Genomic DNA, 23,791 nt, shown 5'->3' on the forward strand with positions numbered 1-23,791 from the left:
CCGCGCAGTCGCGCCAGCCGGGCTGCCGCCAGTCAGACCGCGCCGCCGTACGCGCGCACGAAATCGCCGAGGCCACGGTTGTAGCCGGCGCCGACCGCCTTGAACATGAAGTGGCCGTCGCGACGATAGAAGCTGCCCACCTGCACCGACGTCTCCATCGAGAAGTCTTCCTCGAGCGCATACTTCGCGATCACCGCGCCCGACACCTCGTCGGCGATCTGGATGTAGCTGTTGCGAACCTGCCCGAAATTCTGGCGACGCGCTTCGGCCTGGTCGATCGTCACCACCACCGAGATTTCCTCGACGTCGGCCGCGAGCTTCGTCACGTCGATGAAGATCACCTCGTCGTCGCCATCGCCGCTGCCCGTGCGGTTGTCGCCGCTATGCACGACGCCCATGCACTTCGATGCGGGCATCCCGCGCTTCGGGAAATCGTCGCCCGGCTGGATGAAGGTTTCCTTGCGGTCCATCGTCCGCACTTCGCTGTTGTAGAACACGAAGTGCTGATCCGAGATCAGCTTCGGATTGCTCTGCGCATCGTACTTGCACAGGAACACCGACACGTCGAGATCGAAATCCGAACCCGTGTCCGTCGCGTTCGCGTCCCAACCGAGACCGATGCGGAATTTCTGCGTGCCGGGCGCCTCCTTCGACAGGTTGACGCGACCGCCTTTCGACAAATTGATCATCTGAACCTCTTCTGCTGGAACCGCCGTTGCGCAGGCGGCAATGCCGGGCCGCACCGCGCGGCCCCTTGTTGATGTGATGCGTGTGCCGCGTTACTCGCCTGCCACCGCAGTCCGGTCTTCCTTGCGCTGCACGATGATCGACGACCACACCGCCGCAGCGATCATCGCCGCGCCGATCAGGCCCGTGATGACTTCGGGCACGTCGAACTTCACGCCGAGGAACATGATCGTCGCGAGCGCGCCGATCGCCCAGAACGCGCCGTGTTCGAGATAGCGATACTGCGCAAGCGTGCCCTTCTTCAGCAGCACGAGCGTCATCTCCCGGATGTAGGCCGCGCCGACGCCGAGACCGAGCGCGATCAGGAAGATGTTGTTCGACAGCGCGAACGCGCCGATCACGCCGTCGAAGCTGAACGACGAATCGAGCACTTCGAGGTACAGGAAACCCGCAACACCTTCGCGCACCACCCGCGTGCCCGTGTCCTCGCCGCCGACCAGGTCGCCCACGCCGTGCGCGATCACGAAGCCGATCACGCCGAACGCGCCCGCGAGCAGGAAGCTCACCTGCTCCGCGGCCGGCACGTAGAACGACGCGACGATCACGATCGCGAGCGTCAGCGCCACTTCCAGCGCCGTGATGCGACCGAGATGGCGCATCGGGCCTTCGAGAAAACCGATCCAGTGTTCGTCCTTCTCGGTGTCGAGCATGAACTTGAAGAACACCATCAGCAGGAACGCGCCGCCGAACGCCGACACCTCGTGATGCGCGGAGGTCAGCACCGCCGCGTACTTCTCGGGCGATTCGATCGCGAGCGTCAGCGCGTCCCACAGGCCGATGTGGCCGATCACCGCGACGATCAGCAGCGGGAACACGAGCCGCATGCCAAACACGGCGACCGGCAGGCCGAACACCATGAAACGGTTGCGCCACTTCTCCGACCAGTTCTTCAGCACGGAAGCGTTCACGACCGCGTTGTCGAGCGACAACGAGATCTCGAGTACCGACAGGACCGCGACGATCAGCATGTCCTTCACGCCGCCGAGCAGATAGGCGGCGACCAGCGCGATCACCGTGAGCGACAGCGGAATCTTGAAGTCTTTCAACATGATTGGGGTATGGAAGTTCAGGAAAATGGGCGTCCGCGCTGCGCTTACTTCGCGCGCACCCAGTCGCAGAATTCTTGCGTGATCAGTTGTTCGTAAATGTGTTCGTCGCTCACGTCGAGCGATTCGAGATGCAGGAAGCCGACGTTCGGCATCTCGTCCGCGACTTCCGCGAGAAAGCCGAATTCGCTCGGATCGCCTACACCGACGAGCGACCAGTACAGCGGAAAGTGCTGCGACTCGGCCAGCAGCTGGCGCACGCGCTTGCGGTCGTTCTTCGGGTTCTGGCCATCGGTGACGAACAGCACCCATGCGGGCAGATCGCCGTTCACCGGCGCGGGCGCGGGCGGGGCGGCGGTTTCGGCACCGCCGAACAGCCGGCTCAGGAAGCCGCGCTTTTCTTCGCGCCTGGGCTCCGGCGCGCGGAAGAAAAAGTCGACGATGTCGTTCATCACCGGCGCATACTGCGTGCCGCCCCACTTGTCGATCCGCGCCTCGAGCACGTAATCCGAAATGTACGAGCCGTAGTTTTCCGGCGTCGCGGTCGGCAGGCGGTCGTAGCCTTCGGTGAAGGTCCACGTGTCGACTTCGCCGTTGTCGTCGAACTTCAGTGCAATGCCAAGGATCCGGTCGTGCGTCTCCTGGATCACGCCCGACTGGTAAAGCGGCTTCGCGGAACCCGAGATGTCGAGCGCCGCGCCGACGCGCACGACTGGCGGCTTCAGGATCTGGCGTTTTTCGAGGACGATCGCGACCTTCGCCGCGCGTTTCTCAAGCGTAATCATGCGGTGTTCCTCAATTGTGCTTCGGAGCGAATCGGGTGATCAGGTCTTGCTCGAGCTGGCGCAGGCGCGGCGCGTCCTGCTCGCGCAGGCGCTTGCCGTCGGCGATGATCTGCGTGATGTCGTCGAACGCGCCGAACAGTTGCTGTTGCGCGTATTCGAACGTGTCGGTCGAGATCACCGGGCGCTGGCCGAGCTTCGCGACTTCCTGCGCGTTCTGCCGATTCAGATCGGCTTGCGCGCGGATCGCCTCGTCGGCCGCGTCGTAGGTCGCGTTCGCGAGCGCCGCTGCGCGTTTCGTGCTGAGCTGCTCGAGGTAGAGCGCGAACGCATTGGTCCATGCGGGAATCAGCACGGTCTTGATCGTCATGAACTTCGACGTCAGCGTGCGTTTCTGGTCCTGCTCCATCCGGATCTGCGGCGCGAGCTGCTTCGACATCAGCATCGCGCGATCGAGATCGTCGAGCTTGCTTTCGAGCGCGTCGACCTTGCGCTTCACGTCGAGCAGGCGCTGAGCGGCGAATGCATCGTCCGCCGGCTGCTGGCCGGCCGCGAGGTGCGCACGCAGCGCCGCGAGCGCCGTTTCGCCGTGCGCCTTCGCCTGCGCGAGCTCCTGGTGCAGCGCGTAGTTGTCGTTGTACATGCGCTCGAGCTCGTCGATGCCGGCTTTCTGGCGTTGCGCATGCGTCTCGAGTTCGACGACGAGCGTATCCATCCGCTTGCTCACCGACTCGTATTGCGACAGCAGCTTCTCCTTGGTCGAACGGAACAGCCGCGTGACCTGCGTGAGCAGCCCGCCCTTGTCGGCGCCGCGCGGGTCGAGCCCCTTCGCGGTCGCAATCAGTTCGTTGAGCTTGTCGCCGAACTGGTCGGCATCCGACGCGCGCACATTCGTGAGAATCTGCTGCGAGAAAGCGGCGATTCGCGTGCCTTGCTTCGCACCAAGCTGGTCGATCTCGTCGACGGTGATCAGGCGCGCGTGCTCCGTCGGCCGCACGGCCGGCGCGACGGCGGCAGCAGGCACCGCGACGTGTGACGAAGACTGGGTGGAAGGACGATCGCTGACCGCATCGGATTTCTTGTCGTCGAATAGCGGCTTCATGTGGCTATCACGTTTCCTTTTTTACTTTTGCAGCGTGTTGTCGTGTGCGCGAGACGCGCATCCGATTGCCGTCGTGCTCTCTCACGGGCGGCAGACGGACAATAAATGCCGTGGACACATTGCGTCAAGCGATCGAATTCTTTCACATTCCATTCATTTTGTAATAAAACACGCTGATGCCTCGGCCCCACAACGCTGCTCCCGTGGCCATGTATGGCTACCGCGCGGGATTCCGGCGCGCCCGAAGCTTACATGTCAGATCAATGCGAAATGAAGATGAAATAATCGGATTTTCGGGATTACGGACGACCTGGATGCCGCCGACCGGCGCCCGCGCCGATCGACCGCGGGTCATTGAATACGGCGCATCGCTTGCGCTGCTCCAGATCGAGAAGCCGATGGCGTACACCGATCCGCCGTCGAGCGCGTTCGGCGCCGACGGCACGCAGCGCCATCGCGGCATCGAGACGGCCGTAAAACGGCGAACCGTGGAAGGGTGTGCGCTTGATCGCGGGTGCGACCTACCTCAACGCGACGCTGCGGAACACGGCCAGCGGCACCAACGACGGCAACCGGCCGATCAGCGTGCCGTCGTTCCTGTTGAACCCCGCGCCGAATACGACATAGCGGCGGTGCATGGCCTCACGCTGAGCGCGCGCAGGATCCACACGGGGCTGCAGTATCTCGATATCACGAACACGATGTCGATTCCGGCCCGGGACCGCTTCGACCTCGGCGCGCGCTATGCGACCGAACTGTTCGGCAAGAAGACCACGTTCCGCGCGACCATGCGCAACTTGGCGAGCAAGTCGCACCGGTCGTCGACGATCGGCGGGTATCTGACGCAGGGCAATCCGCGCTCGGCGTGGCTGTCGATGACGACAGACTTCTGACGCGGGCGAAGGCCCGCCGCGCGGACCGCGGCGGGCGGATTCCACGCGGCCTCGACGGGTCGTTGAAAGGGGGTGGCGAGGGGGCGCCAGAGTTTGCTATACTCTCGGTCTTCCGGAGAGATGGATGAGTGGTTTAAGTCGCACGCCTGGAAAGCGTGTATAGGTTAATCGCCTATCGGGGGTTCGAATCCCCCTCTCTCCGCCAGGTTGCCAGTAACCCCTTGAAACGTCAGAATGCCTAGACAGTTCAAGGGGTTAAGTTTTTTGTATGGTACAGAAGCAGGTACAAAAACCGGCACAGACGAAGAGCGGCGCGAGTAAGGTCATCGAGGACCATACGATGCCGCAATACATGTCAAAGAATCCGAGTGGGACAGGCTACCTGTTCCGGCGCGCGGTTCCTGCCGATGTACGTCCTGTCATCGGCAAGCGGGAATTCAAGTACACCCTCGGCGGAGACTATCGTAGCGCTAGCCAGCGTTGCCGCGAACTTGCTGTCGAGACGGACCGTCAAATTGAAGACGCGCGCTCTTCAGCAACATCGCAGCCAGGGCCGAGCGGCGAATATGTGCCCACGATCCCGCAGATTTCACCGCCGCTCGCGGACATCACCGCAGTTACCCCCGATTTCATTGCGCACTTGCGCGCCACAGTCGTCGAGCAAGTCCAGCGCGGCGACAGGGAGCAGCGTTGCCGCGCCCGTGTAGCGGTCAATCCTGTCCAGAAGCTCCAGGAAATCGAACGGGTGCGAAGCTGGGCCAAGCTCGCACAATTCGGTGACGAGACTGCGGCCCATGGCTGGCGAGACATGCTGGCGGGCACACTCAGCCGAAACGGATACCGTCTGGCCGCTGACCTGCGCGGTTCGTTCCAAGAGCGCACTCTCCTCGTTGAATACGCTAGTGCGTATAACGAAGGCCTAGATATTCTGGAAGCTGAATACTCGGGCAAGCCGTTGCCTATCCGGCTGGCTGGCGAGCCTCTGAAGCGTCTGGAGCCAGTGTCACGAGCGGACACCATGCGATTGTCAACGGCCATCAGCCAGTTCCTTGAGCAGCTCCCTCCTTCGCAGGGGCCGATGAACCAAAAGCATGGCTTCATTCTCCCGGCCTTCCTCGAAGTGGTCGGAGACATGCCGGTCACCGAGCTACGGCAGTCCCACGTCAAAGACTTCCTGCTCACGGTCCAGAAGCTGCCGCCTCATTGGTCGGCTTTGCGGCGCAAAGACGGCGTCGGTATCCGTGATATGGCCAGCCGAGAATGGAACCAGACGCTGGCCCTCAAGACGTATGAGGGTTCGTATCTCGCATCGCTGCGCACGTTCATCGAGCGCGCCGTCGCAGATTGGCAGGACGTCGGGTTCCCGACGACGCTGACGACCAATATCTCCTATCTCGGATCGCGCACGAAGACCGAACGCAAACAGCGTGCGCTTCGGCCGCATGAGATTGAGCTGATTTTCTCCAGCGAACGGATGAAGAAAATTGTCGCCCGACCGACTCATGTGCATCAGTTCTGGTTGCTGGCGATAGAGCTGTACACAGGCGCTCGTGTTCGGGAAATCTGTCAGATTAATCCGCAGTCGGATTGGGGGTGTCGGGATGGAATCTGGTGGCTTCGACTCACGAACGAGCCCGGCGATAACCCCGACCCGCAAGTAAAGAAGTCCGTGAAAACCGGCAGACCTCGCACGATTCCGATGCACGCCGAATTGGTCCGTCTCGGTTTGCCGGAGCACCTTGAACGAACGAAGCGGGCCGGAGTTCGACGGTTGTTTCCGCAATGGAGGCCGACAAAAGGTAACGCGGGAGCGGCACCCGGCAAGTTCGTGGCGAACTATTTGCGCAGCATTGGGCTGCACGGCGTTGAGAATGAGCTAGGCAACGCGGTGCGTGGCTCGCACTCATTTCGACATACATTGCTCACCCACGGCCGGAAGAAAGGTGTGAATCTGCGCTGCATCAGCGGGCATAAAGAATCGACAGACAACGCCGTCGCCGATGGATACGAAGACGAAACTGTCTTAGTACCCTTGTATGAGATGGCCGCCCGGTTGGCGAAACTCGACTACGGCGTAACGTTACCCGCACCTGTTCCGGCAAAAATCGTCGCGTCGTCGGAGCGCGATCCTGCTATCCGTGACCAAGCCCAGACCAAGAGGTTGAGAAAAGCAGGAGACGCATAGGGGTGTGGCCGGATCGCCTGCGGCGATTCGGCCGAGCAAGTCCCAGTGCGACGGTTACTTACGTTTCCAGGCCGGGAGTGTGGACAGGTCAATTACTGCCGAACTTACTGGAACGGTCCCGTCTCGTAGTTCAGCCAAACGAGCCTTCCTTCTGGCGCGGTAGCGTTTGGCGCGTTCGGCGTCACTGAGCGCGCCTTCCTTCTTCAGTCGGCCGGGCTTAGCTTTTGGGGCGCAAGTCAGTTCGGAGGCTGTTCCAGCGTCTGAAAACAGGTCGAGTGTGACGTGGTCGTATTTGTCTCGCATGCAGAGTATAGGCTGCGTCACGGCGCATGAAAGTGCCAACGTGACGAATCGTCGAAAGCCTAGATTTCTACGCCGCCCGCGCACCGGCCATTGAGTGTCAGCGAGCTATACGTGACAGGCGCATCGCTATTTACGGAGCTCACAACAATGTCACCACGCACACACGAAACCATCCGACGCGCGAGCCTGAGTCTGAGCGCCGCCGTCTTAATGACCGCATTTGAAATCGGCATCTACAGCTTGCTGTTTCCGCCTGTTCAAGCTGTCAGCCTGCCTCTACTTGCCGTCGCCCTGCCAGGAAACTTTCTTATCGCGCTGACCGTGCCGACGAGGTGACGTCGGGCGATGGAGCGTGCGACGCATGCCTCATGGCACGTAAGTACGACTTGGGGCGCCCGGAGGGCGTCCGCGCCGCAGGCCGCACGCCGGGGAGCGGTGGGCAACCTGCGAACCGCACGGCGGCCGTCCACAGCCATGAGCTGTGGGCGGGCAGGTTGTCCAGGGCGGGCGAGTGCTCCGCCGCCGCCCGACGGGCCGAACGTAGGAGGTTGTAGTTGCGCAGCAACGTACAACCTCCGTAGTGAGTACATACCTTGTACGGTGCTCTCGCGCCCGAACGGGAGCTATACAAGCGTATGAGCTACCCGACCGTTATCAGAACGACCAAGCTTGCCAGCCTCGCCGCCGTGAAGGGCAGCGGACGTCACACATGGCGCGAGAGCGTTACGCCGAACGCGGATCCTTCCCGGACCAGTGCCAACAGCGACTGGCGTCCGGTCAGAAGCGCAGACGAACTCGCGGATGCCGTGGCGCGACGGGTTGGGCTGGCGACCGAGAAAGCGAAAGAGCCAGTCCTTTGCATCGAATATCTCATTGCGGCAAATGCCGCCGCGTTTATTGAGCACGGTGGCAAGGTAGATTCGGATGCGTATTTCCGGGACGCACTTGCATGGCTTGAGAAGCGTCACGGTGCGGCGAATGTTGTCGCAGTGAATATCCAGCGCGACGAGACTGCTCCGCACTTGGTCGCTTACGTCGTTCCGCTGGTCGAGGTCGCCGGCAGAACGCGGCGTCGCTCCGTCATTACAGGCACGAACGCAGACGGCAGCAAGCAGCGTGAACTTCGCGAGTATGTTCAGACCGCATGTATCCGCCTCTCGGCAGCATATTACCAAGGGACTCCAGCGAAAATGAGGGATATGCAGAGTGATTTTGCTGCATCAGTCGGGGCTCGTCACGGGCTTGTGCGTGGCGTGGAGGGCTCACGCGCGGATCATCAGACTATCAAGCACTGGTATGGAGAGCAGGCCGCCCGAGATTCAAGGTTGGCAGCGGCGGAACAGCGTGCAGACAGATTGCTTAAAGGCGTCACGGTGCTCAGTCGAAAAGTGGCGGAAAAGGCTCCGGAACTTGCCCGCGAGCTTGGCCTGACGGCTCCCTCTCCTCGACACGAGCGAGTCATGGCGCGTGAATGAGCTATTCCGTCTTTTGTAGAGTCGAAACAAAGTCGCCGTGTCCGGAAGGGGCTCCGCCCCCTCGCGTTCGATGGTTCTATCTTTGCATAGCGCCTGCGCGAGCCTCCCCCGAGCCTATGTGTAGGCGCGGCAGGTATCCACGCCATCGCGTCAGTCACCAGCCGCCCTGGCTGCCCGACCGCGTAGCGGTCCTTTAAGTAGAGGTCTACCTGGGTATCGGGGGAGGCTCAGCGGCGCGCAGCTCATTGCTTGGTCGCTCGGTCCCGCTGAGGGGGCTTCGCCCCCCTGAATTATTATGTAGATGTCTGATATTAAAAAATGAATTGCCTGCTTCCGAAATCGGAGAATACCGATAAAAGAGCCGATATTTTAAATATTACAACGCTTTCAGTCCATGGAGTTCATCCATCAGTCCACTTTCGCGATATCCGCCAGTCCATGGATTCGGTATACTTGTCGCCACTTTCAGGAGGTGAGTAGTGTTAGCTGTAAAGCCTGAGTGGCCGGAACTCAACTTACCGCACGGTGTGAAAGAGGATACGCGTATTGCTCCGCATATCCTTGTTCGGAGTGCGGTATTCAGCACGCTGGAATATGCTGGAGCCGCCCAGCGACCGACGATTGTCGTGAGTGAACCAATGCAGCTTGATGCGATGTCGCAGTATCGCGTCGAGCAGCTTGAGGGGCCTCGTCTGTCCCAGAGCGACGCCGACCTCCTGTTCTGGCTCCTGGCACGGGCCTATCGTGATGGCGCTCCGAAAGACAGCGCGACGGTATTCTTCAAACGTGCAGAGGCGCTAGCAGCGCTGGGGCGTAGTCGTGGCGGTAAGACGGACGCGTTGCTTAATGACTCGTTGCAGCGCCTCTGCTTGGCAGAATTCAATTTTGAACAGCGCGATGCTGCTACCGGGGAGATGCAACCATTAGCTCAAACTCGGCTCCTGTCTAAAGTTGACTGTCCTGCCGACAAATCCGCACCGTACGACTACCGTGTCACAATTGCCGGGGGTGTTGCGACGCTGCTGAGGGGAAACGCTTGGCTCGCGCTATCCGGACAGGTGCGGAAGACGCTCGCAAGCGATCCGCTCGCAAAGGGGCTTCATGTCCATTTCGCGTCGAACAAAAAAGTGTTCGACGTATGGCCCGACACACTTAAGGGGCTAATGGGAAGAGAATCGATGAAGCAGGACAGCAAATGGCTGCGCGTGCTCGAACTCGCTCTTGCAAAGGTCGGTGCTGCCACGAGGTGGCCGCAATGCGAACTCGCAAAATCAGGCCCGTCCGCCGGTAAGGTGGTAGTGAAGAAAGGTGCGCTCCGACCGAAATTAACTACCGATGAGGCTTCTGGCTGAATGGATGATGAGTCCAGCCATATGCAAACGAAAATAAAGCAAGCGAAGGGGATATAAAGTGAATGACTTTTGCAAATTCCGTGTAAAATAAATGCAAATATGCACCAATGCCAATTAAATCGTCAATTGATATAACAATCAGAGCGCGGGCCTAGAGTCATCATTATGAGAAATTCTGTAAGCCTTCCACAAAACAGAATCACCCAAGGCACAATTTTCTGTGGTGCAAAATCACCCTATCCGCACTTGGAGTATTGTCATGGCATTTGCATTACTGCGCGTTGCGATACGGCTCGCGATTTCAAGGCGCCGAGCCTAACGTTCCTACCCGTCGTTCCATTGCATTGTTGGCTATGGGCGGAGGCGTTGCCCAAGGCAATAGCGGACCAAAAAAAGGCAGCTTTAGGCGCGTTACGAAGCCATTTGATTCAGCGAACTGGCACCGCCGCTATCCTCGACGCATTTGGTGTCGCAGAGGCTTTTAATTCCACAGACAAAAACGACAAAGGAATTCAAAAGCAGCGAACTTTTTATGACGAAGCTATTTTATCCGAAAGTCTTAATCCATATCAATGGAAGCAGGTCCCAGAATCGATAGCAAAAAAAGTTGCAGCGGAGGGAGGGTTACTTCTTTCCGGTAAGATTCAGGATTTCCATTTCATTGATGACGTCGAGGCTCCTTACGGCACCGATGAGCCGAAGCCGAGCGATGGCTTCGTTGTTAACTTCAGAGATATTCGAGCAATAAGCCGCGTTGGCGCACTGGAAATACTTAAAGGCATTGATGCAGAAAGATTGCGCAACTTATCTGAGGCCGATTTTTCTCTACACCACCTTTACGCCAATGATGATATTATAATTTCCCCAACAGGCGAACTGTCGTCGCCATATATCGAGCAGTTGATGCAAAATTTCTCGCTTGTGTTCGGCAGAATCGGCACGAAAGACATACCGCCTCATTATTCAGAAGCCATCCAAAAATTAGTGAAGGGTGAAAATTGAGCTATATTCTACTCGATAAATCGGCCTGCCAGGAAATCGTTCAGAATCGCTTTTTGCAGAATGCCGGCTTCCCGCCTGCGCGCGAACTGATTTCGTTGCTTAACGGCAAACGGGGCGCGCTTCCTGGCCTCACTGTGACGAACAACGCGGCTGGGGTTATCATCACGAAAGAGAATGAGATTCCAAGCGAAGATGCGGTTGTCTTTGACTTGGAAACACTGCGCCTAACGGATGCACTTAACGACAATGAGGTGCTCGTTGCTTTTCAAAAGACGCTGCGGTTCTGCGTAAAATATTGGGATGGCTTGGCTCTTAGCAGCAGCGAATTATTTGTTAAAGGCTCAACGAAAGCGGTTATATTCCCGCTTCCGTTCATTGCAAATGGAAGTTCGTTCCGCGTCACAATAGAGCGCGAACCCAATGCCAAGCGTCTTTCAAAGAGAACGAGTGGCCGATACCTGTTGGCGTACAAAAGTGGGCGAACAGAGGGGGATGGCGTAAGCGAAGAGGCTAGTCTCACGAACTTCAAAAAGGCCTATGAAGATTTTTCACAGATAATTGGCAACTCAAAGAATTTGGCAGCCACCAGTCACAACCAGGTTGCGCTCGCCTCACTTAACGTCACAACGTTGCAGTCGTCAAATCCCGCCATATTACCCGAGCAAGGATTCGAGAGATGGATGCACCTGCTGACTGACGAGCAAAAGAATTTCGTTAAGTCCGACTGGTCTGTCCCCCATCGTCTTGAAGGCCCGGCGGGAACCGGCAAGACGTTGTGTCTCGTATTAAAGGCAATTAATGTACTTCAGGGCTGCATTGCGAATAAAACTGAGCATAAGTCACTATTCGTCGTCCCTAGCGACGAATTGGCCGCATCAATCAAGGACCGTTTTTTCGGAAATGGGTACGGGGAATACGTAGTCGACTCCATCGGAGAATACTCAAATAAGTCGCAAAGTGTTACCGTGATAACACTGCAGAGATTGTGCGCGCAACTTCTAAATTATGAGATTTCCGATTCGGAGTTTCTTGATAGAGACTCTGTAGAGTCTAAAAATACGCAGCTACTTTATCTTGACCAAATAGTCTCTGATATAAAATCAAATGACCTGCAAGTTGTATCGCAATACCTTTCTTCTGAGTTTTATGATTTTTTGAATTCAGAAGATGCATGGGCGATAGCCCATCTTCTTCGGCATGAGGTGAGCGTCGTCATTAAAGGAAGGGCTAACGGTCAACTTGATGTCTACAAATCAATTCCGCCACTTGAATACGGGCTGCCAACGAAATCGCAGCAAGATAAAGAATATATTTTCAGCAAATATCAGATTTACCAGAACTTACTGGAGCAATCGAATCAATACGATATCGATGATATTGTGATATCTGCCATCGGCCAGTTGGACACTCCCATCTGGCGCAGGCGGCGTCAACAGCTTGGATTTGATTCAATTTTCATTGATGAGGTTCATCACTTCAATCTTAATGAGATATCCAGCCTTCATTATTTGACGAAAAGCTCAGTACTGGTGCCAATTTCTTATGGCATTGACCGCTCCCAGGCGGTCGGTGATATAGGATGGAACGACAGGGATTTTCAAGATGCAATTGGAGGTGGCGCGGCGAAGGATGATGTGGCAAAAAATTCTGTCTCCGCGATCTTCAGGAGCTCAACCCAGATAATTGAACTTGCCTTCTGCGTTACCGCATCAGGAGCAAATCTTTTCACTAATTTTGAGAATCCTTTAATTTCGGCCACAGAGACATTCACGGCTGAAGAGGAGCGAAAATCCACCAAGCCGTGCATCACTTATATTGTCGATGACCAGGATATTGCGTCCGTAACATACAAGCAAGTCGACCAGATGGCGCGGGCGCTGCAAGTGAGTAAAAGCAGCGTTCTTGTTGTTGCATTCGACGAACAGCTTTTGTTGGCGATTGTCGATAACTGGAAGAAATCAAATAAGGCATTTAAGCTATTGGATAGGCGTGGTGACTTTAGTGCGGTCGAGGAAGCAAATAAGGCGGGATGCGTGGTTATTAGTGCTCCCGAGTTTGTTGGAGGATTGGAGTTTGCCGGCGTTATATTGATTGGATGCGAGAAAGGTCGACTCCCTCAAGGCGGCGGAACCTCCGATTTTGGGCGCGCTTATTTAAATTATCGAGCTCACAACAATCTTTATGTTTCCATTACGCGAGCGAAATACCGCGCCGAATTTATTGTCAATAAGAATCGTGGAGTTAGTGAGATATTGCGTCGCGCAATTGAAACGAACTTATTAGCTGAGTGCTCCCCAACTGCCTAAGGTTCAAGGGGGACGGTAGCAGAGGGCCCCACTAGGAGCGACCGCAGGTTTTTGCGGGGGACAGGGGCCATCCCATATCTGGATTCGTGTTGAGGAAAGGAAGCGAGGCGAGCTGGAGAGACGGAAACCGCCGCTTCGCTGACTCAAGCTCATTGCCGTTACGCGTTGCGGTGAATGACAAATGGAGTTCCAGAAGTGGGCCGGTATCGGCGCGCTGCATTGTCCGCTCACGTCGCTCCTGGAACGTTTAACGGGCGTTGCTAGCCCGGCGTAGTTAGTACAGTATTCGATGTCACCGCAGGTACAATCGCAAGAAAGCGTCCAATCCACGTCTTTGCTACGTCTTTGTTTTTAAACGTTTTTATTTTCATGGGCCAGACTCCCCCTCTCTCCGCCAGACAATGGCAAAAAACCCCGCAAAGTCAATGACTTGCGGGGTTTTTTGTTTTTCGACCCATCATACAACCCATCATCAAGCAGAAATTCGCCAGCGCCGCTGAATTTCGCTGCGCCTCCATGTCGTCACGAAATGTCGGTGACATCGGCACCACGCGGAGGCGTTCCGTTCCCGGCACGCCACGCCACGCAACGCAACGCCACGCCACGCCACGCACAATAAAGGACGATTCACCGACAGGTGCGGTGCGCTGCGCAACTCAGCGACTACTCGCGAACAACTGACATACGCCAAACCAGCGTTCACGATCGCTATGAAGCCCCGCGCGAAATCCTCAACCCGTAGTGTTGCGCGTTGATTCTGACAACAGCAGCCTCGTTACTACATCACGCTCCAATCAAGAGGCGAAAGCTTGCGGTCGATAGCGGTTCTTTCCCTTGGGGTGTGTTAAGCAACCCCGGCACAACCATTTCCCTCAGAAGCTTAGTATCTTTTTTGTTACGCAAGTCTTTATTTCTACGCAAGCAGTTTGAAATAAGCATTGCTTCCAGAAACTCTATATCGCGATGCGAACTACCAGTCGGACCAACAAGCTTCCCACTTGGCGTGTATTTCGGAACCACGGTCAGCAACGGCGTACCTCTTCAACCAGCTATGGCATTGTTGTAATGCAAAAGCTTGTGGCTGGTGAAACATTCCTTCCGAAATGATTGCTTGACTGCAAGACCAACGTACCACGGCAATATCCCCTTTCCGGCTCTAATTGAAAATATATAACAACCTATCGCACCGGACAAACCTTCCTCCACCTCACCATCAACGCAATCCCAAAATTCTGCCTGTAATTTCTTGTCTGATTCAATCAAACCGTTTGAGCTTCGGGGGAGTTCAATCGAAGCATGATGGAAAAAATTCAATATGCACCCCGTTTTTAAGATTTTTAATTCGCCTTCTTCCTTGGGTAATCCCCCCGAGAAACCGGTGTGATCAGAAGTAGAATTTTCTTGTTGAGGGAGTTCTATGGAATGAAGAAATCGAGATTCACGGACAGCCAGATCATGGACGCGCTCAAGCGCGTGGAATCGGGGCTGTCGGTGCCGGACCTGTGCCGGCAGCTGGGAATCAGCACGGCGACGTTCTACAAATGGCGTTCGAAGTACGCTACGCGATGAATGCCTGAACGTACACTGGTTCACATCGCTGGCCGATGCCAGGGAGCAGATTGAACGATGGCGGGTCGAATACAACGAGAGTCGGCCTCACAGGGCTCTCGGTGAAGTGCCGCCTGCCGAATACGTCCGTCAGTTGGGCCTGCAGGCCCAACTGACGGACCAACAGAGCGCCGAAGACTAACATTGCCTTTGGCACTGAAAACCGAGACCGTTCAAAAACGAACTTTACTAGACTCCGGCTGGCCCGGTTTGCAGGGGGCAGGTCAATTACCCTCGAAAAAACGAGGCGAAAGCGTCGTTATGAGGCAACCAGAATTCAAATGCCCGCGCCAGCGGGCATTTTCGTTATGGGCAAGCCTCCGTCCCCGAACCACAGGCCAAGTTGGCGCCCGCCACCCCCTCACGGATGCCGGATGTAATCCACCAACGCCCGCGTATATTCATCCGGCGGCCGATCGAGCAAGCTCACCGCAATCGCCACCGCGAACCCGGCCGGCACGCCGAACACGCCCGAACTGATCGGCTCGATCCCGAACCACGTGCGCCCGGCAAATCCAGTGAGTTGCGTGAAGTACGGATACGTCGACACGATGTAGTACACGCACACCGCGAGCCCCGTCACCATCCCGGCGATCGCGCCGCGCGTCGTCGTCCGTTTCCAGAACACCCCGAGCACCAGCACCGGAAAGAAACTCGACGCCGCGAGTGAAAACGCCGCCCCCACCAGAAACAGAATCTTCCCCGTATTGAGCGACGCGACATACGACGCGAACAGCGCGACACCGAGCAGCAGCACCTTCGAGATCGTCACGCGTCGCTGGCTCGACGCATGCGGCGCGACCATGCAGTAATAGACGTCGTGCGACAACGCATTCGCGATCGTCAGCAACAACCCGTCAGCGGTCGACAACGCAGCCGCCAGCGCACCGGCCGCGATCAACCCCGACACGACATATGGCAACCCCGCGATCTCCGGCGCGGCCAGCACGACCATGTCCGGCTGCATCTGGATTTCCGACCAGTGCACGATGCCGTCGCGAATCACCTCGACGACACTGATCAGGTCGGGTTCGAAGTGATGCCACTGTGTGACCCACGCCGGCAATTCGGCGATCGGCTGCCCGACGAGGTTCGCAAGAATCTCGTACTTGATCATCACCGCGAGCACCGGCACGCTCAGATAGAACAGCGCGATGAAGAACAGCGTCCACCCGACCGAGCGACGCGCGGACGCCACCGACGTCGTCGTGTTGTAGCGCGTCAGGATGTGCGGCAGGCTCGCAGTGCCGAGCGACAGGCACAACAGCAGCGCGAGGAAATTCCGCTCGCGCGGCTTGCGTTCGTCGTCGTTCGCGGCGGGAAACGGCTCGTGCATCGGCACCGGAGGCTCGGCGCGCGCAAGCAGGTCGTCGCGCGCCTGTGTCCACGCGACGCGCGCCGCCGTCGGGTCACGCGGAAAATCGGCCAGCTCGCGCTCGCGCTGATTGATCTCGCGCAGCGGACCGTTGTGGCGCCGCAGGTCGGCAAGCTGGTCGACGAGTTGCCGGCGCGCATCCGCATACGATGCCGGCAAGCGGTCGAGCTGCGTCTGGATGACTGCGGCCTGCCGCCGATACGCATCGCGCACCTGCTGCTCCTCCGCCGCGTCGCGCACCTGCGCCTCGCGCGCCGCCACCCGCTCCATCAGCTTGCCGTAATTGAACTGCGGCACGGGCCCGAGCCCGTTCTTCATCGCGATCAGCGACACCGGTATCAGGATCGCGCTGATCAGGATGATGTACTGCGCGACCTGCGTCCACGTGACCGCGCGCATCCCGCCGAGAAACGAGCACACGAGAATGCCTGCGAGCCCGCAAAAGATCCCGATCGCGAAATCGACACCGATGAAGCGCGTCGCGATCAGCCCGATCCCCTGGATCTGCGCGACCAGATAGACGAACGAGCACAGGATCGCCGCGCCGGCCGCGAGCGCGCGCACCGCGGTGCTCGAAAAGCGCGTGCCGAGAAAATCGGGAATCGTGTAGCGCGCGAGCTTGCGCACATACGGCGCAAGCAAAAACGCGACGAGGCAAAAGCCGCCGGTCCAGCCCATCACGTAGGCGAGCGCATCGTAGCCGGTGGCGTAAAGCGAGCCGGCTAGCCCGATGAACGACGCCGCCGAGAGCCAGTCGGCCGCCGTCGCCATCCCGTTGAACGCGGACGGCACGCGCCGCCCGGCCACGTAGTATTCGACGAGATCGGACGTGCGCGACAACAGCCCGATCACCGCATACACGGCGATCGGCACGAACAGGAACACGTAGCCGATCCACACGCCGGAGCCGGTCGCGCGCTCGATCCGCCACAGCAGCGCGATGAAGCCGAGAAAGCCGAGCGTGTAGAGCGCGTACGCGCGTATCAGTCGATGCGTCAGCATGGCTCAGCGGGCATTGTGCGCATCGCTCGCGTGCATGGCATGGTCGTCGTACGCGCGGCGCAGCATGCGATCGGCGCGCTGCATCAGGCCGATGTAGACGACGATCAGCACGAGATACACGAGAATCGCGCCTTGCGCGCCGACGTAGAACGGCAGGCTGAAACCGGCGAAGCGAATGCCCGCGAGCGCGGGCGCGAAGAACGGCACGACGAACGACACCGTAAAGCCGATCGCCATCAGCACCGCTATCAGCGCGACGTTGAAGCGCCAATAGCGCGCATGGGCACGCGCAAGCGGCTCGGGAACGGGCGGCGGCACGGCGCGCGCCGGACGCGGACGGGACGAAACGGTCATGCCGTTATTTAGCAAAAAGCCCCTGCGCGGGCAATCGGGATTGCCGCGCAGGGGCTCGTACGCGCAACTCGCGCGATCAGCGCACTTCCGCGAGCTGGTCGAGGATCGCCGGGTTCTCGAGCGTGGAGGTGTCCTGCGTGATCGCCTCGCCCTTCGCGAGCGAGCGCAGCAGGCGCCGCATGATCTTGCCCGAGCGCGTCTTCGGCAGGTTGTCGCCGAAGCGGATGTCCTTCGGCTTCGCGATCGGCCCGATCTGCTTGCCGACCCAGTCGCGCAGCGTCTTCGCGAGCGCCGCGGCCTCCTCGCCCTCCGGACGCGAACGCTTGAGCACCACGAACGCGACCACCGCCTCGCCCGTCGTGTCGTCCGGGCGGCCGACTACCGCCGCTTCGGCAACCAGCTCGTGCGAGACCAGCGCCGACTCGATCTCCATCGTGCCGAGCCGGTGGCCCGACACGTTCAGCACGTCGTCGATCCGGCCCATGATCGTGAAGTAGCCGGTGTCCTTGTCGCGCACGGTGCCGTCGCCGGCCAGGTACAGCCGCCCGCCGAGTTCCTCGGGGTAGTAGCTCTTCCTGAAGCGCTCCGGATCGCCCCAGATCGTGCGGATCATCGCCGGCCACGGACGCTTGACCACGAGAATGCCGCCCTGCCCGTTCGGCACGTCCTGGCCCGTCTCGTCGACCACCGCCGCCATGATGCCCGGCAGCGGCAGCGTGCACGAACCCGGCACTGTCGGCGTCGCGCCCGGCAGCGGCGTGATCATGTGGCCGCCGGTTTCGGTCTGCCACCACGTGTCGACGATCGGGCAGCGCTCCTGGCCGACATGCTTGTGGTACCACATCCACGCTTCCGGATTGATCGGCTCGCCGACCGTGCCGATGATGCGCAGGCTCGACAGGTCGTAGCTCTTCGGGTGGACCTTGTCGTCGGCCTCGGCGGCCTTGATCAGCGAACGGATCGCCGTCGGCGCGGTGTAAAACACGGTGACCTTGTGGTCGCCGATCATCTTCCAGAAGCGGCCGGCGTCCGGCCAGGTCGGCACACCCTCGAACACCACCTGCGTGCCGCCGCACGCGAGTGGGCCGTACGTGATGTATGTGTGGCCGGTGACCCAGCCGATGTCGGCCGTGCACCAGAACACGTCGTCGGGTTTCCAGTCGAAGGTCCACTTCATCGTCTGCGCGGCCCACAGCAGGTAGCCGCCCGTGCTGTGCTGCACGCCCTTCGGCTTGCCGGTCGAGCCCGACGTATAGAGGATGAACAGCGGATGCTCGGCGCCGACCCATTCCGGCGCGCACGTGTCGGACTCGGCGTCCGCCAGCTCATGCATCCACAGGTCGCGCCCGGCATGCCAGTCGATCTTGCCGCCGGTGCGGCGATAGACGATCACGCTCTTGACGGCTTCGCAGCCGCCCATCGCGACGGCTTCATCGGCGATGCTCTTGAGCGGCAGCGTCTTGCCGCCGCGCGCCTGCTCGTCGGCGGTGACGAGCGCGACGGCGCCGACGTCGACGAGCCGCTCGTTCAGCGATTTCGCGGAGAAGCCGCCGAACACGACCGAGTGCGTCGCGCCGATGCGCGCACAGGCCTGCATCGCGACGATGCCTTCGATCGACATCGGCATGTAGATGACGACGCGGTCGCCCTTGGCGATCCCGCGTTTCTTCAGCGCATTGGCGAAGCGCGACACGCGTGCGAGGAGTTCGGCATAGGTGACGCGCGTGACGGTGCCGTCGTCGGCCTCGAAGATCACCGCGACGCGCTGGCCGTTGCCGGCTTCGACGTGGCGGTCGAGGCAGTTGTACGACGCGTTGAGCTCGCCGTCGTCGAACCACTTGTAGAAGGGCGCGTCGCTCTCGTCGAGCACCTTGGTGAACGGCGTGTGCCAGTTGAGGCCCTCGCGTGCGAGACGCGCCCAGAAGCCTTCGTAATCGCGCTCGGCTTCGGCGGCCAGCGCCCGGTAGGCCGGCATGCCGGAAATGGTCGCCGCCTTCTCGAGCGCCTCGGGCGGCGCAAACTGGCGGGTTTCGTGAAGAACCGATTCAATCGCAGACATCGACTACCCCTTGGTGAACATGAATCCTCTGCATGGCGGCGCGATCGTGCGCGCCGCGCGTCTTGGCCGGCGCATGCGCGCCGCTGTCTCCCACTCACCCGCGCGCGGCCCGAAGGCTGCGCGCGATGCTGCGCCGCACCACGTCACGAGACGGTGGACGTACGGCCCGGCGGTTTCCACGATAAGCGCCTGAACTTACCCGTCACTTACGCGACCGCGCCGTTTCGCACACCGCGCCGCGCCGCTTTACGGTCAGCCGCTTTACGGTCAGCCGCTTTACAGTCAGCTTTACGCTGTTACAACCGCGACTCTACAATCCTAACTGAACTCGCCTCCCGGATTCCAGCTTGAATCGCTACGCTCTCTTCCTCATCCTGTCGATGCTGTTCGTCGGCAGCAACGTCGGTATCGGTAAATCCATCGTCGTCTTCGTCCCGGTCGCCATCCTCGCCACGCTGCGCTTCGTGATCGCGATCGCCGTGCTGTGGCCGCTGTTCAGCCCGGTGAAGATGCGGGCGGTCCGGCGCGCGGAATGGCTGAACCTGTTCCTGCAGGCGTTCTTCGGCACCTTCATGTTCACGCTGCTGATGCTCAACGGCGTGCAGCACACCAGTGCGGTCGCGGCCGGCGTGATCACGAGCACGATCCCGGCCATCGTCGCGCTGTTCGCGTGGCTGATCCTGCGTGAAAAACCGAACGGCCGTGCGCTCGTGTCGATCGCACTCGCGATCGCGGGCGTCGTGACGATCAACCTTGCCAGCAATGGCGCGGGCAGCGCATCCGCGCACGGCAACGGCGGCACATCGTCCAGTTCGCTGACCGGCAACCTGCTGATCCTGGGCGCCGTGTGCTGCGAATCGATCTACGTAATCCTGTCGCGCCGTCTCACGCAGACGCTCGCGCCGATCGACATCTGTGCGTACACGCACCTGTTCGGCCTGCTGCTGATGCTGCCGCTCGGCGCGACGGCGCTGTGGCATTTCGATTACGCGAGCGTGCCGGCCGGCACCTGGGCCCTGGTGGTCTGGTACGGGCTGTCGGCCAGCATCTTCTCGTTCTGGCTGTGGATGAAGGGGATCCGCCACGTGCCGGGCAGTCTCGCCGGCGTGTTCAGCGCGGTGCTGCCGATCGCGGCAGCCGCGTATGGCATCGCGTTCCTCGGCGAGCGCCCGACGCTCGCGCACGGCATCGCGCTCGCGTGCGTCGTCGCCGGCATCGGGCTTGCCAGCCTGCGCGGCAAGCGCGTGCCGGCGGCCGCCGCCTGATCCGTCCCCCGCAGTACCGGCGCGTCGCTGCAGTCGCGCCGCCGACGCGTTACAATAGCGCCTTTTCGAGATTACCCCCGATACCTGCGCACCGCACCTGCACCTCAATCATGTCCGCCCCGCATTTGCCCGGCCCCGCCTGTCGTCCGCCGCGCCCGCCCGCGTGCTGATCTTCATGAGCCGCTGGCTCCAGGTTCCGCTTTATCTGGGCCTGATCGTCGCGCAAGCCGTCTACGTCTTCCTGTTCCTGAAAGAAGTCTGGCACCTGCTGTCGCACGCGAGCGGCCTCGACGAAGTCAGCGTGATGCTCGCGGTGCTCGGCCTGATCGACGTCGTGATGATCTCGAACCTGCTGATCATGGTGATCGTTGGCGGCTACGAAACTTTCGTGTCGCGTCTCGGCATCGACGGCCATCCCGACGAGCCCGAGTGGCTCGACCATGTGAACGCGGGCGTGCTGAAGGTCAAGCTGTCGATGGCGCTCATCAGCATTTCGTCGATCCACCTGCTGAAGACCTTCATCAACCCGGATCAGCACACGACGCACGCGATCATGTGGCAGGTGATCATCCACGTGTCGTTCCTCGTGTCGGCGCTCGTGATGGCGTGGGTCGACCGCCTGACGACGCACACGCACCCGGCCCATTTCCACGAGACGCATGCGCCAGCGGCGTCCCGACCTGCGGCCTGACCCGCCGCAACGCATTCCCCACAAGCCCCACAGAGTCTCAGCCATGACCGTCATCAAACAGGAAGACCTGATCCAGAGCATCGCGGATTCGCTGCAGTACATCAGCTACTACCATCCGCTCGACTACATCCAGGCACTCGGCCGCGCGTACGAGCTGGAAGAGAGCCCGGCCGCGAAGGACGCGATCGCGCAGATCCTCACGAACAGCCGCATGTGCGCGGAAGGCCGCCGCCCGATCTGCCAGGACACCGGCATCGTCACGATCTTCGTGAAGGTCGGCATGGACGTGCGCTGGGACGGCGCGACGATGGGCCTCACCGACATGATCAACGAAGGCGTGCGCCGCGGCTACACGCACCCGGACAACGTGCTGCGCGCATCGATCGTCAATCCGCCGGAAGGCGCCCGCAAGAACACGAAGGACAACACGCCGGCCGTGATCCACTACGAGATCGTGCCCGGCGACAAGGTCGACGTGCAGGTCGCGGCGAAGGGCGGCGGCTCGGAGAACAAGTCGAAGTTCGTGATGCTCAACCCGTCCGACTCGATCGTCGACTGGGTGCTGAAGACGGTCCCGACGATGGGCGCGGGCTGGTGCCCGCCCGGCATGCTCGGGATCGGCATCGGCGGCACCGCTGAAAAGGCGATGCTGATGGCGAAGGAATCGCTGATGGAGCCGATCGACATCCAGGAAATCATCGCGCGCGGCCCGAAGGACTGGGTCGAGGAACTGCGCGTCGAGCTGCACGAGAAAGTCAACGCGCTGGGCATCGGCGCGCAGGGCCTCGGCGGCCTCGCAACCGTGCTCGACGTGAAGATCATGGCTGCCCCGACGCACGCGGCGTCGAAGCCGGTCGCGCTGATCCCGAACTGCGCGGCAACGCGCCACGCGCACTTCGTGCTCGACGGCTCGGGCCCCGCGAAGCTCGAAGCGCCGTCGCTCGACGCATGGCCGAAGGTCCAGTGGGAACCGAACACGGAAACGAGCAAGCGCGTCGACCTGAACACGCTGACGCCGGAAGAAGTCGCGAGCTGGGCCCCGGGCCAGACGCTGCTGCTGTCGGGCAAGATGCTCACGGGCCGCGACGCTGCGCACAAGCGCATCGCCGACATGCTTGCGAAGGGTGAGAAGCTGCCGGTCGACTTCACCAACCGCGTGATCTACTACGTCGGCCCGGTCGACCCGGTGCGCGACGAAGTGGTCGGCCCGGCAGGCCCGACGACGGCAACGCGGATGGACAAGTTCACCGAGACGATGCTCGCCCAGACAGGCCTGATCTCGATGGTCGGCAAGGCGGAACGCGGCCCGGTCGCGATCGACGCGATCAAGAAGCACAAGGCTGCATACCTGATGGCGGTCGGCGGCGCGGCATACCTCGTGTCGAAGGCGATCCGCGGCGCGAAGGTGCTCGCATTCGAAGACCTCGGCATGGAAGCGATCTACGAATTCGACGTGCAGGACATGCCGGTGACGGTGGCCGTCGATTCGTCGGGCACGTCGGTGCACCAGACCGGTCCGAAGGAGTGGCAGGCAAAGATCGGCAAGATCCCGGTCGCAACCGCTTAAGCGCGATCGAACTCAAGGCCGGACGGAAGTCCGGCCTTTTTACTTCTCATTCTCATTATTGCGCTCGGCCCATTATTCACGGCTGATTCTCATTACACGCAAAAGGCAGGCCCGACAAGGCTTTGAGGCTTGGCTTTTCTCGTTCGAGCGATTATCGTTCGGTTTCTGAAGCCCCACTGAACAAGGAACAGCCATGCAAGGCGACAAGAAAGTCATCGAATATCTGAACGCCCAACTGAAGAACGAACTCACGGCGATCAACCAGTACTTCCTGCATGCGCGCATGTACAAGCACTGGGGCCTCGAGAAGCTCGGCAAGCACGAATACGACGAATCGATCGGCGAAATGAAGCACGCCGACTGGCTGATCGAGCGTGTGTTCATGCTCGACGGCCTGCCGAACCTGCAGGACCTGCACAAGCTGCTCGTCGGCGAGGAAACCGAAGAGATCCTGAAGTGCGACCTGAAGCTCGAGCAGATTTCGCAGTCCACCTGCAAGGAAGCCATCGCCTACTGCGAATCGGTGCGTGACTACGTGTCGCGCGAGATCTTCGAAAAGATCCTCGACGACACCGAAGAGCACATCGACTGGCTGGAAACGCAAATCGACCTGATCGGCAAGGTCGGCCTGCAGAACTACCAGCAAACGATGATGGGCTCGCCCGAGTAAGCGCGGT

At 59.9% G+C, this 23,791-nt stretch carries 17 protein-coding genes, 1 tRNA gene and 3 pseudogenes; 14 read left to right on the top strand and 7 right to left on the bottom strand.

Annotated features, from left to right (window positions below; genetic code table 11):
- Positions 1-32: 32 nt before the first annotated feature.
- From J7024_RS05980 to J7024_RS05995, 4 genes are all read right to left on the bottom strand, one after another.
- Positions 33-689, bottom strand: coding sequence for a TerD family protein (locus tag J7024_RS05980; RefSeq protein WP_124830712.1), 657 nt, complete (start codon positions 687-689; stop codon positions 33-35).
- Between the two features lie 90 nt (positions 690-779).
- Positions 780-1,796, bottom strand: a complete 1,017-nt coding sequence (locus tag J7024_RS05985) for a DUF475 domain-containing protein (protein WP_124830713.1) — start codon at positions 1,794-1,796, stop codon at positions 780-782.
- Positions 1,797-1,840: 44 nt separating this feature from the next.
- Complete coding sequence (locus tag J7024_RS05990; RefSeq protein ID WP_175752307.1) at positions 1,841-2,578, bottom strand: VWA domain-containing protein; 738 nt, start codon at positions 2,576-2,578, stop codon at positions 1,841-1,843.
- Positions 2,579-2,588: 10 nt separating this feature from the next.
- Positions 2,589-3,677 (bottom strand): toxic anion resistance protein, encoded by a 1,089-nt coding sequence (locus J7024_RS05995; RefSeq protein WP_124830715.1) that lies wholly within the window; start codon positions 3,675-3,677, stop codon positions 2,589-2,591.
- 359 nt (positions 3,678-4,036) lie between these two features.
- On the opposite strand from J7024_RS05995, the pseudogene J7024_RS06000 reads away from it, so the two are divergent.
- From J7024_RS06000 to J7024_RS06045, 10 genes and pseudogenes are all read left to right on the top strand, one after another.
- Positions 4,037-4,570, top strand: a pseudogene (locus tag J7024_RS06000) (TonB-dependent receptor domain-containing protein); the annotation flags it as partial.
- A gap of 114 nt (positions 4,571-4,684) precedes the next feature.
- Positions 4,685-4,775 (top strand) — tRNA-Ser (locus J7024_RS06005).
- A gap of 63 nt (positions 4,776-4,838) precedes the next feature.
- Entirely contained in the window at positions 4,839-6,755 is a 1,917-nt protein-coding gene (locus J7024_RS06010; RefSeq protein ID WP_234744855.1) for a DUF6538 domain-containing protein, read from the top strand.
- 450 nt (positions 6,756-7,205) lie between these two features.
- Complete coding sequence (locus tag J7024_RS06015) at positions 7,206-7,394, top strand: hypothetical protein (protein WP_234744856.1); 189 nt, start codon at positions 7,206-7,208, stop codon at positions 7,392-7,394.
- A gap of 299 nt (positions 7,395-7,693) precedes the next feature.
- The gene (gene mobV, locus J7024_RS06020) at positions 7,694-8,533 is read left to right on the top strand and encodes a MobV family relaxase (protein WP_234744857.1); all 840 of its coding nucleotides are present in this window, start codon (positions 7,694-7,696) and stop codon (positions 8,531-8,533) included.
- 479 nt (positions 8,534-9,012) lie between these two features.
- Positions 9,013-9,885 (top strand): hypothetical protein, encoded by an 873-nt coding sequence (locus tag J7024_RS06025; RefSeq protein ID WP_234744858.1) that lies wholly within the window; start codon positions 9,013-9,015, stop codon positions 9,883-9,885.
- Between the two features lie 165 nt (positions 9,886-10,050).
- Positions 10,051-10,887: a hypothetical protein gene (locus J7024_RS06030; protein ID WP_234744859.1), complete on the top strand. Its 837-nt coding sequence runs from the start codon at positions 10,051-10,053 to the stop codon at positions 10,885-10,887.
- Positions 10,884-13,193 carry a UvrD-helicase domain-containing protein gene (locus J7024_RS06035; RefSeq protein WP_234744860.1) on the top strand — a complete coding sequence of 770 codons (2,310 nt, stop codon included), beginning with the start codon at positions 10,884-10,886 and terminating at the stop codon, positions 13,191-13,193. Before J7024_RS06030 ends, J7024_RS06035 begins: the two co-directional genes overlap by 4 nt.
- Before the next feature lie 1,422 nt (positions 13,194-14,615).
- Positions 14,616-14,750 (top strand): annotated as a pseudogene (locus J7024_RS06040) (transposase); the annotation flags it as partial.
- A pseudogene (locus J7024_RS06045) lies at positions 14,725-14,943 on the top strand (integrase core domain-containing protein); the annotation flags it as partial. The pseudogenes J7024_RS06040 and J7024_RS06045, both read left to right, overlap by 26 nt.
- A gap of 219 nt (positions 14,944-15,162) precedes the next feature.
- Here the strand turns inward: J7024_RS06045 and J7024_RS06050 are convergent.
- The 3 genes from J7024_RS06050 to acs form a co-directional block, all read right to left on the bottom strand.
- Entirely contained in the window at positions 15,163-17,178 is a 2,016-nt protein-coding gene (locus J7024_RS06050; protein ID WP_124830841.1) for a sodium:solute symporter family protein, read from the bottom strand.
- A 3-nt stretch (positions 17,179-17,181) separates the two neighbouring features.
- The gene (locus J7024_RS06055) at positions 17,182-17,532 is read right to left on the bottom strand and encodes a DUF4212 domain-containing protein (RefSeq protein WP_124830840.1); all 351 of its coding nucleotides are present in this window, start codon (positions 17,530-17,532) and stop codon (positions 17,182-17,184) included.
- A gap of 76 nt (positions 17,533-17,608) precedes the next feature.
- Complete coding sequence (gene acs, locus J7024_RS06060; protein ID WP_234744861.1) at positions 17,609-19,591, bottom strand: acetate--CoA ligase; 1,983 nt, start codon at positions 19,589-19,591, stop codon at positions 17,609-17,611.
- A gap of 347 nt (positions 19,592-19,938) precedes the next feature.
- On the opposite strand from acs, the gene J7024_RS06065 reads away from it, so the two are divergent.
- The 4 genes from J7024_RS06065 (at position 19,939) to bfr (ending at position 23,784) form a co-directional block, all read left to right on the top strand.
- Positions 19,939-20,856, top strand: coding sequence for a DMT family transporter (locus J7024_RS06065; protein WP_124830838.1), 918 nt, complete (start codon positions 19,939-19,941; stop codon positions 20,854-20,856).
- A 175-nt stretch (positions 20,857-21,031) separates the two neighbouring features.
- Positions 21,032-21,547 carry a TIGR00645 family protein gene (locus J7024_RS06070; protein WP_234744862.1) on the top strand — a complete coding sequence of 172 codons (516 nt, stop codon included), beginning with the start codon at positions 21,032-21,034 and terminating at the stop codon, positions 21,545-21,547.
- 43 nt (positions 21,548-21,590) lie between these two features.
- Positions 21,591-23,114, top strand: coding sequence for a fumarate hydratase (locus tag J7024_RS06075; protein WP_011657442.1), 1,524 nt, complete (start codon positions 21,591-21,593; stop codon positions 23,112-23,114).
- Positions 23,115-23,307: 193 nt separating this feature from the next.
- Complete coding sequence (gene bfr, locus J7024_RS06080) at positions 23,308-23,784, top strand: bacterioferritin (RefSeq protein ID WP_011352652.1); 477 nt, start codon at positions 23,308-23,310, stop codon at positions 23,782-23,784.
- The last annotated feature ends 7 nt before the right edge of the window (positions 23,785-23,791 follow it).

The organism is Burkholderia sp. WTPI3 (assembly GCF_021483755.1).
In the GTDB taxonomy this organism is placed as follows: Bacteria; Pseudomonadota; Gammaproteobacteria; order Burkholderiales; family Burkholderiaceae; genus Burkholderia.

Excerpts from the sequence above, each read along its gene's own strand:
- J7024_RS05995 (WP_124830715.1), bottom strand. The coding sequence starts at position 3,677 with ATGAAGCCGCTATTCGACGACAAGAAATCCGATGCGGTCAGCGATCGT.
- J7024_RS05990 (WP_175752307.1), bottom strand. The coding sequence starts at position 2,578 with ATGATTACGCTTGAGAAACGCGCGGCGAAGGTCGCGATCGTCCTCGAA.
- J7024_RS06055 (WP_124830840.1), bottom strand. The coding sequence starts at position 17,532 with ATGACCGTTTCGTCCCGTCCGCGTCCGGCGCGCGCCGTGCCGCCGCCC.
- mobV (WP_234744857.1), top strand. The coding sequence starts at position 7,694 with ATGAGCTACCCGACCGTTATCAGAACGACCAAGCTTGCCAGCCTCGCC.
- J7024_RS05980 (WP_124830712.1), bottom strand. The coding sequence starts at position 689 with ATGATCAATTTGTCGAAAGGCGGTCGCGTCAACCTGTCGAAGGAGGCG.
- bfr (WP_011352652.1), top strand. The coding sequence starts at position 23,308 with ATGCAAGGCGACAAGAAAGTCATCGAATATCTGAACGCCCAACTGAAG.
- J7024_RS06050 (WP_124830841.1), bottom strand. The coding sequence starts at position 17,178 with ATGCTGACGCATCGACTGATACGCGCGTACGCGCTCTACACGCTCGGC.
- J7024_RS06075 (WP_011657442.1), top strand. The coding sequence starts at position 21,591 with ATGACCGTCATCAAACAGGAAGACCTGATCCAGAGCATCGCGGATTCG.
- acs (WP_234744861.1), bottom strand. The coding sequence starts at position 19,591 with ATGTCTGCGATTGAATCGGTTCTTCACGAAACCCGCCAGTTTGCGCCG.
- J7024_RS06070 (WP_234744862.1), top strand. The coding sequence starts at position 21,032 with ATGAGCCGCTGGCTCCAGGTTCCGCTTTATCTGGGCCTGATCGTCGCG.
- J7024_RS06010 (WP_234744855.1), top strand. The coding sequence starts at position 4,839 with ATGGTACAGAAGCAGGTACAAAAACCGGCACAGACGAAGAGCGGCGCG.
- J7024_RS06015 (WP_234744856.1), top strand. The coding sequence starts at position 7,206 with ATGTCACCACGCACACACGAAACCATCCGACGCGCGAGCCTGAGTCTG.
- J7024_RS05985 (WP_124830713.1), bottom strand. The coding sequence starts at position 1,796 with ATGTTGAAAGACTTCAAGATTCCGCTGTCGCTCACGGTGATCGCGCTG.
- J7024_RS06030 (WP_234744859.1), top strand. The coding sequence starts at position 10,051 with ATGAGAAATTCTGTAAGCCTTCCACAAAACAGAATCACCCAAGGCACA.